The 13,728-nt window shown below is 56.6% G+C and carries 13 protein-coding genes; 10 read left to right on the forward strand and 3 right to left on the reverse strand.

What is annotated here, in order from left to right; translation table 11 throughout:
* Positions 1-63: 63 nt before the first annotated feature.
* Positions 64-1,977 carry a terminase large subunit domain-containing protein gene (locus WEU32_RS07765; RefSeq protein ID WP_406851502.1) on the forward strand — a complete coding sequence of 638 codons (1,914 nt, stop codon included), beginning with the start codon at positions 64-66 and terminating at the stop codon, positions 1,975-1,977.
* The gene (locus WEU32_RS07770) at positions 1,970-2,989 is read left to right on the forward strand and encodes a phage portal protein (RefSeq protein ID WP_406851503.1); all 1,020 of its coding nucleotides are present in this window, start codon (positions 1,970-1,972) and stop codon (positions 2,987-2,989) included. The genes WEU32_RS07765 and WEU32_RS07770 overlap by 8 nt, the downstream gene beginning before the upstream one ends.
* Here the strand turns inward: WEU32_RS07770 and WEU32_RS07775 are convergent.
* Entirely contained in the window at positions 2,931-3,674 is a 744-nt protein-coding gene (locus tag WEU32_RS07775; protein ID WP_406851504.1) for a hypothetical protein, read from the reverse strand. The two genes, WEU32_RS07770 and WEU32_RS07775, sit on opposite strands and share 59 nt — an antisense overlap.
* Positions 3,675-3,820: 146 nt before the next feature.
* On the opposite strand from WEU32_RS07775, the gene WEU32_RS07780 reads away from it, so the two are divergent.
* The gene (locus WEU32_RS07780) at positions 3,821-4,621 is read left to right on the forward strand and encodes a DNA adenine methylase (RefSeq protein ID WP_406851505.1); all 801 of its coding nucleotides are present in this window, start codon (positions 3,821-3,823) and stop codon (positions 4,619-4,621) included.
* Positions 4,622-4,792: 171 nt separating this feature from the next.
* Positions 4,793-5,491: an SOS response-associated peptidase family protein gene (locus WEU32_RS07785; RefSeq protein ID WP_406851506.1), complete on the forward strand. Its 699-nt coding sequence runs from the start codon at positions 4,793-4,795 to the stop codon at positions 5,489-5,491.
* 666 nt (positions 5,492-6,157) lie between these two features.
* Here WEU32_RS07785 and WEU32_RS07790 read toward each other — a convergent pair.
* On the reverse strand, positions 6,158-6,328 hold the full coding sequence (locus tag WEU32_RS07790; RefSeq protein WP_406851507.1) for a hypothetical protein: 171 nt from the start codon (positions 6,326-6,328) through the stop codon (positions 6,158-6,160).
* Positions 6,329-6,596: 268 nt separating this feature from the next.
* Here WEU32_RS07790 and WEU32_RS07795 point away from each other — a divergent pair, with 268 nt between their 5' ends.
* The 5 genes from WEU32_RS07795 (at position 6,597) to WEU32_RS07815 (ending at position 10,724) form a co-directional block, all read left to right on the forward strand.
* Positions 6,597-7,037 (forward strand): LexA family protein, encoded by a 441-nt coding sequence (locus WEU32_RS07795; protein ID WP_406853412.1) that lies wholly within the window; start codon positions 6,597-6,599, stop codon positions 7,035-7,037.
* Positions 7,004-8,296, forward strand: coding sequence for a Y-family DNA polymerase (locus WEU32_RS07800; RefSeq protein WP_406851508.1), 1,293 nt, complete (start codon positions 7,004-7,006; stop codon positions 8,294-8,296). Before WEU32_RS07795 ends, WEU32_RS07800 begins: the two co-directional genes overlap by 34 nt.
* Positions 8,297-8,404: 108 nt before the next feature.
* Positions 8,405-8,599, forward strand: a complete 195-nt coding sequence (locus tag WEU32_RS07805; RefSeq protein ID WP_406851509.1) for a hypothetical protein — start codon at positions 8,405-8,407, stop codon at positions 8,597-8,599.
* Complete coding sequence (locus WEU32_RS07810) at positions 8,600-9,232, forward strand: SOS response-associated peptidase (protein WP_406851510.1); 633 nt, start codon at positions 8,600-8,602, stop codon at positions 9,230-9,232. It abuts the gene before it with no gap.
* Positions 9,233-9,683: 451 nt separating this feature from the next.
* Entirely contained in the window at positions 9,684-10,724 is a 1,041-nt protein-coding gene (locus WEU32_RS07815; protein ID WP_406851511.1) for a DUF4238 domain-containing protein, read from the forward strand.
* Between the two features lie 256 nt (positions 10,725-10,980).
* Here the strand turns inward: WEU32_RS07815 and WEU32_RS07820 are convergent, their stop codons facing one another.
* On the reverse strand, positions 10,981-11,670 hold the full coding sequence (locus WEU32_RS07820) for a hypothetical protein (RefSeq protein WP_406851512.1): 690 nt from the start codon (positions 11,668-11,670) through the stop codon (positions 10,981-10,983).
* A 476-nt stretch (positions 11,671-12,146) separates the two neighbouring features.
* Between WEU32_RS07820 and WEU32_RS07825 the strand changes: the two genes are divergently transcribed.
* Positions 12,147-13,646 carry a hypothetical protein gene (locus WEU32_RS07825; RefSeq protein WP_406851513.1) on the forward strand — a complete coding sequence of 500 codons (1,500 nt, stop codon included), beginning with the start codon at positions 12,147-12,149 and terminating at the stop codon, positions 13,644-13,646.
* Positions 13,647-13,728: the final 82 nt, after the last annotated feature.

The raw sequence follows: 13,728 nt of genomic DNA on the forward strand, positions 1-13,728 counted from the left end.
AGCTCCACCCGGCACAACAGCAGCCGGTGAAGGTGATGAGGCAGCGCGGCTAGCGTCCGCTCCATGAGACAAAGGCCAAGCAAGAAGGATTTACCCAAACCGGGATCGTCGGACGATCTGGGGGCCGTCCTGTCGTCTTGCGACGGGTTCGGGTTTCCGGTCGCCGCAATGCTGGATGAGCGGCAGGCGGCCAAGTACTTGTACTGGGCAAAGTGGCGGCTGACCGACATCGCGCAGTTGTTGAACCTGCCTGAAGGCACGGTGGCCAGCTGGAAATCGCGCGAGAAGTGGGAAGAGGCCGACTTCCTGACGAAGATGGCCGGGGTCACCGAGACGCGTTACGTCGCCCTGACCATGAAGGCCCAGAAGACGGGTCTGGACTTCAAGGAAATCGACCTGCTGGCACGGCAGGCCGAGCGGTTTGCGCGCATCCGCCGTTATCAGCAGCCAGACGGCCATGAAGGCGATCTGAACCCCAAGGTCGGCAATCGCAACGCCAATCCTAAGAAGAAGCCGGCGCGCAACCGGATCACGCCTGATCAGGTGCAAATCCTGAAGGACGCGCTGCTGAAGCAGCTGTTCGGTTATCAGGAGCTGTGGTGGTCCAAGCGTGAGCTGCGTAACCGCGCCATCCTGAAATCGCGCCAGATCGGGGCGACCTATTATTTTGCGCTGGAAGCCCTGATCGTTGCGCTTGAGACGGGCAAGAACCAGATATTCCTGTCGGCGTCCAAGAGCCAGGCGCACGTCTTCAAAGGCTATATCCGCGCTTTTGTGATGAAGGAGATCGGGGTCGAGCTGTCGGGCGATCCGATTGTCATCGACCGTGGCGAGGACGAGGACGGCAAGCCGCTGGATCAGCCGGAGCTGATCTTCCTCGGAACCAATGCGCGCACGGCGCAGGGCTATCACGGGGACTTCTATTTTGACGAGTTCTTCTGGGTGTTCGGTTTCGACACCCTGAAGAAGGTGGCCAGCGGCATGGCCATGCAGAAGCGGTACCGGAAGACCTATTTTTCGACGCCGTCATCGGTCACGCACGAGGCCTATAAGTTCTGGACCGGCGAGGAGTGGAACCGGCGCAGGCCCAAGGACAAGCGGCAGGAACTGGATGTTTCGTGGGCGGCACTGCACCACGAGGGACTGATCGGGCCGGACAAGGTCTGGCGTCACATGGTGACGATCGAGGACGCCGACCGTCTGGGTTGTGACCTGTTCGATCTGGACGAGCTGCGCGACGAATATTCGCCGCCGGAGTTCGACAACCTGCTGATGTGCGGCTTTGTCGATGACACCCTGTCGGTGTTTCCGATGGCGATGCTGGCCCCGTGCATGGTGGACCCGCGCGACGACTGGCACGATGTCGATATCGCTCGCATCATTCTGGGGGCCGGACGGCCTTATCAGGGTGAGGTCTGGCTGTCCTATGACCCGAACGGCGATGGCGAGAATGCCGATGCGGCGGGCCTGATTGTTCTGGCTCCGCCCACCAAGCCCGGTGGCAAGTTCCGCGTGCTGGAACGCAAACAGTTCAAGGGCAGCCGGTTCGATGAGCAGGCCGAGGTGATCCGCAAATATACCAAGCGGTATCGCGTCACCAAGATCGATATCGACAAGACCGGCATCGGTGATGCGGTGTTCCAGCTGGTGCAGACCTTCTTCCCGACCGTGACGGGCCACCAGTACGACGCCTTCCTGAAGACCCAGATGGTCTACAAGGCGCTGGATGTGATCCTGAAGGGGCGTCTGGAGTTCGATGCCGAGATGAAGGATCTGGCCGGCGCGCTGATGTCGATCCGGCGCACCACCACGGCATCGGGCCGCAAGGTCACATACGAGGCCGGTCGCACCAAGACCGCAGGCCACGCCGATCTGGCATGGGCGCTGTTGCAGGCCCTGTTCAACGAACCCATTCAAGCCGCCATCGGAGCCGAGGGCGGGCAGACTTCCACTGTGGAGATTTACGGCGATGACTGATGCCGCAACAGTTCCGGCCGATGTTGCCAAGACCGCCAGCCCGATGGCGTTCGCGCTGGGTGATGCCGAGCCGGTGCTGAACCGTCGCGAGCTGATGGAAGGGCTGGATTGCTGGGAAATACAGGGGCAGGGCGGCCGCTATTATCAGCCGCCCTTGCCGATGGATGTGTTGTCCAAGGCGGGCAATGCCACGTCGCACCACAGCAGCGCCTTTCGGGTGAAGGTGAACCAGCTGCTGCGCGACTTCATTCCGCACGCGATGCTGGATCGGACCACGTTTGAGGGGATCGTGCTGGATCATCTGGTGCTGGCGAACTTCTATGTCGAGCGGGTCGATAACCGTCTGGGCCGCCCGATGAAGCTGAAGCGTAGCATGGCGCGCTATACGCGGCGCGGGGTCGAGGACGGGCAGTTTGTGTTCCTGTCAGGCTGGAACAAGGAACACTGGTTCAAGCCGGGGGCGGTGTTTCAGGGCATCCAGCCGTGGCTGGATCAGGAAATCTATGGGGTGCCGGAATATCTATCGGCCCTGCAGTCGGCCTTCCTGAACGAAGGCGCGACCCTGTTCCGCCGCCGCTATTACATCAACGGCGCCCATGCCGGTTTCATCATGTATGTGGGCGAGGGCGGCCTGACCGAAGGCGATGCCGATGCCCTGCGTCAGGCGATGAAGAACACCAAGGGCGTGGGAAATTTCAGGTCCATGTTTGTCCATCTTCCCAACGGGAAAAAGGACAGCATCCAGCTGCTGCACCCCGGCGAAGCGGCGGCTAAGGACGAGTTCATCGGGGTGAAGAACACCACTCGAGATGACATTCTTGCCGCCCACCGTGTGCCGCCCCAGTTGCTGGGCGTTGTGCCGGCCAATGCGGGCGGGTTTGGCGATGTCGAGAAGGCCGACGCCGTGTTTTACCGAAACGAGATCCAGCCGCTGCAGCAGCGGTTCTTGGCGATCAATGACTGGCTGGGGGGTGAGGTAGTGCGGTTTCGGGAACGGGCGCTGATATCGTAGTTTTTGCAGTACGGTTGTACTGAAAAGTATCGAAAGCAACCTTGCTGACGCCGATAATGCCCAGCGCGAGAAGGAAAGCACATACTCCTGAAATCCAGTTGGCTGTAGAGAGGCGGTTCTTATCCTTCTTCTCATCTGGATGACGCGGATCTATGCGCGCCATTGAAAGTGGTAAGATACCCATAAGGGTGAGGCCAATGGCAAATGTTGCCACGATACCAAACGCTGAGTAGGCAGCGACTTGAGGCGCTGGTGTCCGCATTAATGCGGTGAGGCATGTTACCAAGCCAACGCCATGGGCGACAGTAAGCGATGTGAGGAAGCGTCGAAACCAATAGGACTGTTCGTCGCTACGACCTCTAATTTGATTTTGGCGTTCAGTTTCCGCCATCTGGGCGTCTGTTGCTGCATCTTGAGAGAGAGCCAACTGCTCCTGAGAGCGAGCAAGGCGTGCCTGAGCTTCCAAAGCTTCAATCGAAATAAGTTCACTCCAATAAGATGCAAACTGTTCTCGACTAGATATGGAGCTAGGCACGAGGCTGTAATTTTGGATATTAGAAACTAATTCTTCGCGCCGCTTTTGAATGAATTGATCATGCATTTCCAAAGGCTTCCTTGAAAAGGGCGCAGTATTTCCGCCCAAACAACAACGCAAACTGGAACTGGTGACGGCGGCCTGAGACATAGGGCGCGGTCTTTGCCGTTAAGGCGGGGGCCGGGGTGTTCGAGCACCCAAGCCGCCGAGCCGGAACTCAGCACATAGGGGGATCATGATCCCCGTTTTGCCCCGCCACTGTTCGAACAGCGGGGCCACCTATTGTTGAGTCGCGTATGTTTTCAACGTCTTGTAGTCCTGTCGCCCCTGTTCGCCCGATTGCGCCGTGGATAGGTGGCAAGCGCGGGCTGGCCCGACGCCTGTGCGCCATGATCGAGGCCACGCCGCATGATCTGTATGCCGAGCCGTTTGTCGGCATGGGCGGGGTGTTTTTCCGTCGTCGCAGTCGCCCCAAGTGTGAAATTGTGAATGACTGGTCGGGCGAACTGGTGAACCTGTTCCGCTGTATGCGGGCGCATGCCGGGCCGCTGGCCGATCTGACAGCGTGGACGTTTTCGTGTCGGGCGGATTTTGACCAGCTGAAGCGGGCGGACACATCGATGATGACGGACCTTCAGCGGGCGGCGCGGTTCATCCAGCTGCAGAAGATGGCTTTCGGCGGTAAGGTGACGGGTCAGGCTTTCGGCGTGAACAAGGATGGAAAGGCGCGGTATCGGTCCAGTCAAGTGACCGCTGACCTGTTGGCGGCGGGACGGCGTCTGGAAGACGTGACGATCGAGAACCTGGACTGGTCGGCCTTTATCGCCCGCTATGATCGGGAAGGGGCGCTGTTCTATCTGGACCCGCCCTATTTCGGGTGCGAGCGCGATTACGGCGACGGGTTCGGGCGCGAGCAGTTCACCCGCATGGCCGAGCAGCTGGCGGCCCTGAAGGGGCGGTTCATTCTGTCGCTGAACGACAGGCCAGAGGTGCGCGAGATCTTTGCCGCATTCGACATCGAGGCGGTCGGCACCCATTATGGCATTGCCGGTAAGGGGGCGCAGGCGGCGCGTGAGGTAATTATCACCGGCTGCTAACGACATAATGGCGGCTCCATTAAATCGGAGCCGCCTTTCAAAACTTACCAGTTTGTGGTTGCCCGCAGAAATGCTGGGTCGAGGCAATATGGAACCTGTGGGTAGTGAAGCGGCCTAAGCACAACGTAAACGTGAAGTCTCGTACTCCTATAACCGTGTTATGCGATTGATATGGTCAATCTGTATCGCCAGACATCGGATGCCCAGACGATCATGAAGTTATGCAACGCCACGAGCAATCTGGCGGGCAGACTGGGGACAGGTGAAATCGGGCGGGATGGGTCTGCCATGATTGTGCGAACCGAAGCGGGATCACGCGTGCTGTCTATTGCACGGTGGGGGATGCCGTCTTCGTCCAATGCCATGTTTCATGCAGCATCGCGTACAATGGAGAAGCTGCGGGTCAAAAACCGGTCTTTGAATTTTGCCGAAATCAGGCGGTGTGAGCCCGATCGGGGCGTTATGACCATCCAAAACACTATGGGGCAGAATTGGGAAAAATGGCTGGAGCCCGAACATCGGTGCCTTGTGCCATTTACAGCCTTCTGCAAGCCATCAAGAAAGCCGGATGGGAAATATACCGATATCTGGCTGCGCCTGGCGAGCGAGGGGCACGAAAAGATCGGGTTTTTCGCCGGTTTTCATATGAAAGGGTGGGAAGGTGTCCGTGATAGCAAATCCGGGCGACAGGTGCTGAATCTGTTTGCGATCCTAACGACTGACCCAAGCCAATCCGTTCAGGAAACCCCGAGGGCTATACCGGCCATTCTGACGACGATGCAAGAATATGAGACTTGGCTGAGCGCACCGTGGCCAGCTGCGGCAATGCTGCAAAGAGCAGTGCCGCATTCTATGATCGTGCCGGTTTAATGGTCCGGCTCCATTCAGGTTTGATGGAAGCTGCCGCCTTCGTTTTCCCAGCGATCCTTGGACGCGTCTTTTCGAACGCACGGCGTATTGCCATCTAGAACAAGCCGAGTTTGCGTGACTTTACGCCATTTCGATATGGCATTCACAATCACGTGCAGCGGTGCGGGTCTATAGAGGATATGTCTGTTAAAGGGCTTTAGGAAGCGCCTGTCTGGAAGAGGCATTGTGATTATCAATTGCTTTCAAAGAGGTGTCGATTTCGGGCCATCTCCCGCGCGATTGCCTTGCGGTTGCGATGCCGGGCACGTCGATAGATGTAGAGGCCAGCAAGCGTGCCTGAAGTCGTAGAAACGACCCCCGCACCTAATGCGACAGTCTGGGGCAAGCTGTAAAAGAGCGCAGCGATATGGCTGCCTAATAACCCGATGGTTGCGCCGCACAGCCCCGATATGAAGTAGCCTCCAGTAGGGTGTGGCGCATAAAGCTCGGCTTTTGCTCTGGCCGCTTTCAACGCTGCGTGCCGGGATTCATTTACAAGTGTGTGTCGTGACATAGCGATTTTTCCTGAAAGGGATCGACAAAGGCACGGCACACACACGGTAAAGGCGACTTATAGTGTCAGCCCTGCGGAGGGCAGGGACCTTCCCTATTCGTCACCCAACGCCGTTAAGCGCGTGTAGCGGAATCCTCGCGAGGATCCTTGCCCTTTTGCGCCGTAGTTGCATTACGGTCGGTAGACTTCGGCGTTACGAGAACGTCAGGTTGTTTGCCTTCGTTTTCGCTCTTGGCCGACTTGGTATTTTGATTTTGGTTTTGGTTTTGCGGGTTGTTGGTCATTTTCATTTTCCTTTTGACCAAACTGAAATGGGTATTAATTTTACATTTTCAAGGAGAGACTGGATAAATAATGGAATTTAAATTCTTAATACATTAAATCTGCGAAATATTTTCAAATACAGACGGCGCTTTTAGATTAAGCTTCGCCTTGCCATCTTCGCGTAATTTTACATTCTCGCTGCCAACAACATGAACAAAAAGAGAACAATTTTCTTGCGCCCTGATCCTTTTCGCTCTTAGGAGGTGCGAAAGGAGATGCATCGTGGAGATGATGTTACGCGGCGCGATACTGCTGAAGGCGCTCGATCCCGCATGTCTGGTGCCGATGATGGGTGCCAAGGTTTGTGCCGGATTTCCGTCGCCGGCCGATGACTATATCGAGGAGGCGCTGGATCCTTCGCGCCTGATCATCACCAATCCGGTCAGCACCTTCCTGTGGCGGGTGACGGGGTGCTCAATGATCGAGAGGGGCATTCTGGACGGGGATTTTGTGGTTGTGGACCGCAGCCTGACGGTGAAGGTGGGCGATGTTGTGGTCGCCATCATCGACGGTCAGCCCAGCCTGAAGGTTGTGAAGCGGCGGGCAGGGCGGCTGGTGCTGGATTTCGCCAACAAGGCTATGGGCCATCTGCAGCTGGATGAAGCCAGCGAGGCCATTGTCTGGGGCGTGGTCACATGGTCGCTGACCCAGCATCGGAAGCTGTCGTGAACCGGGTCTATGCGCTGTCGGACGGGAATAGCTTCTATTGCAGCTGTGAGCGGGTGTTTGATCCCAGCCTGATCGGCAAGCCGGTCGTCGTCCTGTCCAACAATGACGGGTGCGTCGTGGCGCGGACGCCCGAGGCGAAGGCCATGGGCATTCCCATGGGCGTGCCGTGGTTCGAGATCCGTGACAGTTATCTGAAAGCGGGCGGCAAGGTTCGGTCTTCGAACTATGCGCTGTATGGCGATATGAGCCGCCGCGTGAATGCCGTCTATGAGCAGTTTGCGGACGAGGTCGAAGTCTATTCGATCGACGAGAGCTTTCTCGATCTGTCGCGCTCGCCCGACCCCGAGGCCCATGCGCGGCTGATGCGCGATACCGTGCTGAAATGGACCGGCATCCCGACCTGTGTGGGGCTGGGGCCGACGCGTGTGCTGGCCAAGGCGGCGAACCATCTGGCCAAGAAGCGGGCCGAGCTGGGCGGGGTGTGTGACCTGACCGATCCGGAGCGACGGGCGGCGCTGCTGGCCACGCTGAACATCGAGGACGTGTGGGGCATCGGGCGGGCGCTGTCGGCGCGGCTGGCGGCGCACGGCGTGCGCAATGCGGCCCAGCTGGCGGCCATGCCACCCAAGTCGGCGCGGCAGATATTGAGCGTGACCGGCGAGCGGATCGTGCTGGAGATGTCGGGCATCCATTGTTCGGCGCTGGAGGTATCGGCACCGGCCAAGAAGGGCATAGCGGTGACGCGCTCGTTCGGAAGGCCGGTGACGACGCTGGCCGAGATGGAAGAGGCCGTGCGGACCCATGCTGTGCGCGCGGGCGAGAAGCTACGCCGCAACGGGCGGGCGGCACCACACATCCAAGTGTTCTATTTCACGTCGCGGCACCGCAACGCGCCGCAGCGATCGGTGTCTGGCATCGAGCATTTTCCGGTGGCGACGAATGACAGCATGGCGCTGGCCGCTGCTGCGGGCCGCGTGGCGCGGCGTCTGTGGGCGGACGGGTTCATCTATGCCAAGGCGGGCGTAATGCTGGAGGGGTTGATCGATCCGGCGGACGCAGTGCCGGACCTGTGGCACACGCCGGACCCGCGTCGGGCCGAGTTGATGCGAGCTATGGATGCGGTGAATATGCGGTACGGCCGCAATATGCTGGCACCGGCGGGCGTGACCTATCAGCGGCCCTGGTCATTGAAGCAAGACCTTCGCAGCCCGCGCTGGACAACGCGGCTGGACGAGGTGCCGACCGTGGTCGCGAGATGATTGAGCAGCGCAAATTGGCGGGCCACTGCTCCTACAGCCGCCTCTGCACTTGTAGAACAGCGCTCTGTCGTGAGAGGTTCCGACATACTCAGAGCAGGAACCGCAACTATGTCACGCGAGGAAATAGACAAGCTTGATCAAGAAATCGCCGATCTAACCAATGCGATTGAGAAAATGGATCCAGATGCAATGCTGGACGGTGCCAATTGGCGCGACCAATTAATCCAGGCGCGACAGAGACGCATAGAAGAACGTGCGGTTTGGAAAGATCGGCAAAGAAATTGGACCGCTACCGAGGCCTAGATGTGCAACCTGTATGCCCAGAAGGCCGGTCCACAGGCCATCATGAAGGCGGCCAAAGCCGCGCGTAATGCTGCGGGTAATCTGGAGCCCGGCAGCATCTATCCGGACTATGCCGCGCCCATCGTGCGGATTGAGGGCGACGAGCGCATCCTGACCACGGCGCGATGGGGCCTGCCGTCGCCAGCCTTCGCCCTCGAGGGTAAGAAGACCGACAAAGGCGTGACCAATGTGCGCAACACCTCCAGCCCGCACTGGCGGCGCTGGCTGACCCCACAGTTCCGGTGTCTCGTGCCGTTCACGTCCTTCAGCGAACCGGGGCGCAATGCCGAGGGCAAGTATGAGCCGGTGTGGTTTGGGCTGAAGGATGCCGATCCGGAAGTGCCCGCCTTCTTCGCCGGTATCTGGGTGCCGCAATGGACCAGCGTGCGAAAGCTGAAGGAGGGCGAGGTGACTGCTGACCTGTTCGCTTTCCTGACCACTGAACCCAGCGAGCCGGTGAAGTCAGTTCACCCCAAGGCTATGCCGGTGATCCTGACCGAGCCGGATGAGCTGGAGATGTGGATGGGGGCGGAATGGGCGTTCGCGAAATCGTTGCAGCGACCGCTACCAGACAAGGCGCTGACAATCTTATGACGGCGAAGGATATGGTGGCCAAGGCCGCTCGCTTTGAGGCTGAGGCTGTTGCGCTTCACGGTCGCTCTCAGGTGGCACGGTCACCCATCGCTGCGACGATCCTGCGGTTCAGGGCGCTATGGAAAGAGGAAGCGGCACGGCTACTGCGTCGGCACATGGGGTAGGGCGGTCAAACGGCCCTCGAGAGCGTCGGTCTGCGCCTGAACCCAAGCGCCGCGCTTTTCCCCCCGCCTCGCCCGCGGGCTTTATGTGTCGCAATCATTGCATTCTAAGACAGACGAAAATTACAAGCCCGACTAAGCTTGATCGGCACAAGATGACTCCCAATGATCCTTGCAGATCATTGCAGTATTTACCGAAAGCATCTAACGAGCCCGCCAGGCTTCCAACGAACTACGATATATCTAGGCGTTGGAAATGTTGCGCCATTTAATGAATTTGGATTTTAGCGATGGCTTCGAACCCCTCACAGTCTTCTTCCCGTAGACACCATTATGTTCCGCAACTAATTCTGAGACGGTTCGCTGATAAAAATAAGAAAGGCGAATATCAAATTAAAATATTCGACAAGCAAACTAATAAAGAATATTTATCCAACGTTAGGGATGCCATGGTTATCACGGACTTCCATACTCTGGCGGTTGAGGGAGGGCTAATCGAATTAGAAAACTATGTCACTTCTATTGAGGACAGAGCTGCACCTATTATTGCAAAAATACTAGATAATGAATCTATAAATAATATTTCTAAAGAAGATCATGTAAATTTATCTCGTTTTATTGCATTGCAATTTTGCCGAACAGTGCATCATAGAACATTATTTGAAGAAGCATCAAAGGAACTTTCTATAGTTTTAGCTGATAAAACTGGGTTTGCAGATTTTAAAGAACTAATTGTTAGTTCCGATGACGCGAAATTAATGTCCTTTAAATCTATGACAAGCGAATTGCCTGGATACACGTCGATAATGGCGTCAAAGGATATGATATTATTAAAATCACCCCCGGGCTCAGAATTTATTATCGGTGACAATCCAGCATCTCTATGGAACGATAGGCCCTCTAATTTCTTTAGTAATATTGGGCTTTCGTGTGTAGGGATTCAAATTTTCTTGCCGCTATCTAGTCAATATACTTTAGGACTTTGGTGTCCTTCCATTAAATCAGAATTCATTGAGAAGCGCCGAGATGCAAAAAGAAATCTAGGCAACTTACGTGCTCAGTCATGTTTAGCTGTAACACCCATTAAAGTACCTCCGGAACTTGAGGCAAATCTTAATTCTCAGATCAGTATCTTAGAGCCACTCATAGCGGCGCTTGAAACAGGTCATCCCTTGAGCATCGAAGCGCCTTACGTTACCCGCCTGAATTCTCTTCAGATCAAGCATGCTGAACGCTTCATTGGCAGCAAGTCTGGTGATTTCGAACTTCTTCACAAAATGCTTGAAGACGACACCTCGTATCGCACGGGCCCGAGAATGAAAGTTATGTGAGGATTTTTCGTCAGGGTACACCGCTATAAAGGGCAGGGGGTAAATCCCCTGAAAGTCCCCAGAAACGGCCCAAAAACCCGAGAACGAAACCGGAAACGCAATAACTAAAAACTATTACAACACAGTGGTTTGAGTTCAGGGTCTTTTGTTTACCCCGATGGGGTCTGGACTGGGTAAAATGATCCACTGCCTGAAGGCTTGGTGAATGTCAGTTTGGGTGGTTAGCGAAACTCGATAACGAGCCCACGACCATGCGTTAATCAGGACTAGATTCAGGCAGGATGGCGCGAAAGTCCGCCACGATAGCTGTCGCCATCTCATGCAACCTTCTTAGGGTGCCGACGACCTCTTCACCGGGGAAGGGTGTGTCTTCAGGGAAGACCTCTGTAATCTCCGGGTTGCTTCCGTCGACCAACTTCACCCGCACGATGCCTAGATGAAAATCAGATGTATCGGCGGTGACTTTTGGAGTTGAGATCATCATGGCGACCGGGATGATTGCATTATGTTTGTCGCGCAGGTCGAGGTCGTGCAACCCTCTTAGATCGGCATTTCCTCCTGTGAACGGCTGCCATTTGCGAAGCAGTGCAACCGCGTCCGCCCCGGCCCGGTCAAACTTTTTAGAAACGATCATCTCTTCGAGCTGGTCGGCATTTGTCGCGAAAGGAAAATGCACGCTTCGGGTGCCCGGACTCACGCTGTTCACAAGTTGAACAGCAAGGATGTCTAAACTTGTTCTTAAATTATGGACCGCGTCTCCGATTAAGGCGCTCACGAATCTGGGAAGCCCTTTCACAGAGACACCTAGGTGAGCCAAGTGACCGCTATCGTCATAGCGGGCATCTACGACTGCGGGGTGTGTCGCATGATGCTCCGTGATCCAGCGCGCTAGCTCATCGGTATGTGCCTTCGCACGGTCGATTTTAATGTCGCAATCTTCGAACATTGCCCCCTCATCTTATGATCTGATTTCGCCCACCGCCGTTATGAGCGCTATGGTCGACCGTCCGCAATAGGGCGGGAGCAGAAGTTTTACACGTCTGCTCTAAACCACTGTATTCATTGATGTGGGAGAGACTGCGTTTTACAATTAAGTGATTGTTTTAGTTGAAAAATGAATAGCCTTCTAAGCGGACGGTTGAAGGTTCGAGTCCTTCAGGGCGCGCCAGGGTTTTAGGGGTATTGGCCCCCTATTGTTTTCAGATTTTTTGCGAAAGTTTGTTCGCGCGCGGGTGCGGCAGCGTACTGGTGACCGTTCGTCCGTGGCCAAACTATGTTCCACAAAAGGGCCACCGAAACTTCACTGCTCCGCGCAAGTCATAATCTGACGTTCCACTAAGCCTCGCCATCAAGGCAGGAGGGGTACGAACCGTGAGGGTGCCTGTGTCCTGCTGCTTGGCTTAAATGATCCGGTGGAACACCATGACGTCCAACTTTAAGACCATGCTCGCTGTGGCAGCGAGCGCTTTGGCATTGGCTGCTTGCGGAGGCTCGGCCGAAGTCGCATCGCCCGGCGAGGGTGGCTTTGGTAATGGCGGTTCGGGTGGTGGTGACACCGGCGGCGGTGGCGGCAATGGTCAAGCCGCAGCGGATTGCCCGACCGGTTTCTCGAATGTCGGTACGATCGCCAATAATAGCCTGCGTGTTTGCCAGCTACCGAGCCAGATTAATAACAATCTGACCGTGCCGCTGCGTGCGGGTACGATCTATTCGATTTCGGGCCGCACTTCGGTGGGTGTGGATATGGGGCTGGCCCCGGGTTCGACCATTGGAACTCAAGGTATCCTGACCATTGAAGCGGGTGTGAAGCTGTTTGCGTCGGGAGGCGGTGACTATCTGATTATCAACCGTGGCTCGCAAATCTTCGCCGAGGGCACGGCCAGCAACCCGATCATCTTTACCAGCCGCCAGAATATCGAAGGTTCGACCGGCGAGAATTCGCACGGTCAGTGGGGCGGTATCGTGATCGCCGGTCGCGCACCGCAAGCAGGCTGCCAGTTGACGGCTCCGGTCACCTGCACCGGTCAGGTTGAAGGCACCGACGCCTTCTATGGTGGCAATACTCCGGCCGATAATTCGGGCCGCCTGCGCTATGTGCAGATCCGCTATTCGGGTTTTGAAATCGCGACCGGTAACGAGCTTCAGGCTCTGACCCTTGCTGGTGTGGGTTCGGGCACAACGATCGAATATGTGCAGTCGCACAACTCGTCGGATGACGGTATCGAGATCTTTGGTGGTAATGTGAACCTGCGCCACATTGTCATTACCGGTGCGGATGATGACGCATTTGATACCGATACTGGCTGGCGCGGTGGCGCACAGTTCGGCATCGTGACCCAGCGCGCACCGAATGCGACCAGCCGTTCGGCAGGTTTCGAATTCTCGGCAGCACCGGCAGCGACCCCGCTGGCATCGCGTTATATCTCGCAGCCGAAGATCGCCAACTGGACGATGGTTGGCCGTAACTCGCCGACCGATGCCCACACCGTGGCGCATTTCGACACCGGCACCAAGGCCAGCGTCGTCAACTCGGTCTTCACCAGCGTTGCCGGTTCAAAAGCCGGTTGTCTAGACATTGCCGATGCCGATACCGCGACTTCGGGTCCGGTATTCCACTCGGTCTTTATGTCGTGTGAAATCTCTTACCGTGCGAACAATGCGGCCCGTTCTGCGGGTGTGTTTACTGCCGGTACCAACAATGTCGCCAAGGGAAGTTCGACCCTGACGGCTCCGTCGGGCGCTTCGATCACCAATCAAGTGCTGAGCTTCATCAACGGGGCCAACGAAACTGCAGTGACGCCGTACAAGGCATCGACCATCCACAGCTTCTTCACTGACACCAGCTATATCGGTGCCGTGAAGGACGCGAACGACACGTGGTGGCGTGGTTGGACCTGCGGCCTGACCGACGCCAAGTGCTGATCGGCAAAGCTGAGAACGGAGCGGCGAGGGGAACCTCGCCGCTTTCCGGCTTTAACTTCTATCCCTGCAAGGCAAGACTTAT

Origin of the sequence: Brevundimonas sp. BH3, from assembly GCF_045345115.1 — a bacterium.
Lineage (GTDB): Bacteria > Pseudomonadota > Alphaproteobacteria > Caulobacterales > Caulobacteraceae > Brevundimonas.

Excerpts from the sequence above, each read along its gene's own strand:
- WEU32_RS07765 (WP_406851502.1), top strand. The coding sequence starts at position 64 with ATGAGACAAAGGCCAAGCAAGAAGGATTTACCCAAACCGGGATCGTCG.
- WEU32_RS07770 (WP_406851503.1), top strand. The coding sequence starts at position 1,970 with ATGACTGATGCCGCAACAGTTCCGGCCGATGTTGCCAAGACCGCCAGC.
- WEU32_RS07775 (WP_406851504.1), bottom strand. The coding sequence starts at position 3,674 with ATGTCTCAGGCCGCCGTCACCAGTTCCAGTTTGCGTTGTTGTTTGGGC.
- WEU32_RS07780 (WP_406851505.1), top strand. The coding sequence starts at position 3,821 with ATGTTTTCAACGTCTTGTAGTCCTGTCGCCCCTGTTCGCCCGATTGCG.
- WEU32_RS07785 (WP_406851506.1), top strand. The coding sequence starts at position 4,793 with ATGGTCAATCTGTATCGCCAGACATCGGATGCCCAGACGATCATGAAG.
- WEU32_RS07790 (WP_406851507.1), bottom strand. The coding sequence starts at position 6,328 with ATGACCAACAACCCGCAAAACCAAAACCAAAATCAAAATACCAAGTCG.
- WEU32_RS07795 (WP_406853412.1), top strand. The coding sequence starts at position 6,597 with ATGATGTTACGCGGCGCGATACTGCTGAAGGCGCTCGATCCCGCATGT.
- WEU32_RS07800 (WP_406851508.1), top strand. The coding sequence starts at position 7,004 with ATGGTCGCTGACCCAGCATCGGAAGCTGTCGTGAACCGGGTCTATGCG.
- WEU32_RS07805 (WP_406851509.1), top strand. The coding sequence starts at position 8,405 with ATGTCACGCGAGGAAATAGACAAGCTTGATCAAGAAATCGCCGATCTA.
- WEU32_RS07810 (WP_406851510.1), top strand. The coding sequence starts at position 8,600 with ATGTGCAACCTGTATGCCCAGAAGGCCGGTCCACAGGCCATCATGAAG.
- WEU32_RS07815 (WP_406851511.1), top strand. The coding sequence starts at position 9,684 with ATGGCTTCGAACCCCTCACAGTCTTCTTCCCGTAGACACCATTATGTT.
- WEU32_RS07820 (WP_406851512.1), bottom strand. The coding sequence starts at position 11,670 with ATGTTCGAAGATTGCGACATTAAAATCGACCGTGCGAAGGCACATACC.
- WEU32_RS07825 (WP_406851513.1), top strand. The coding sequence starts at position 12,147 with ATGACGTCCAACTTTAAGACCATGCTCGCTGTGGCAGCGAGCGCTTTG.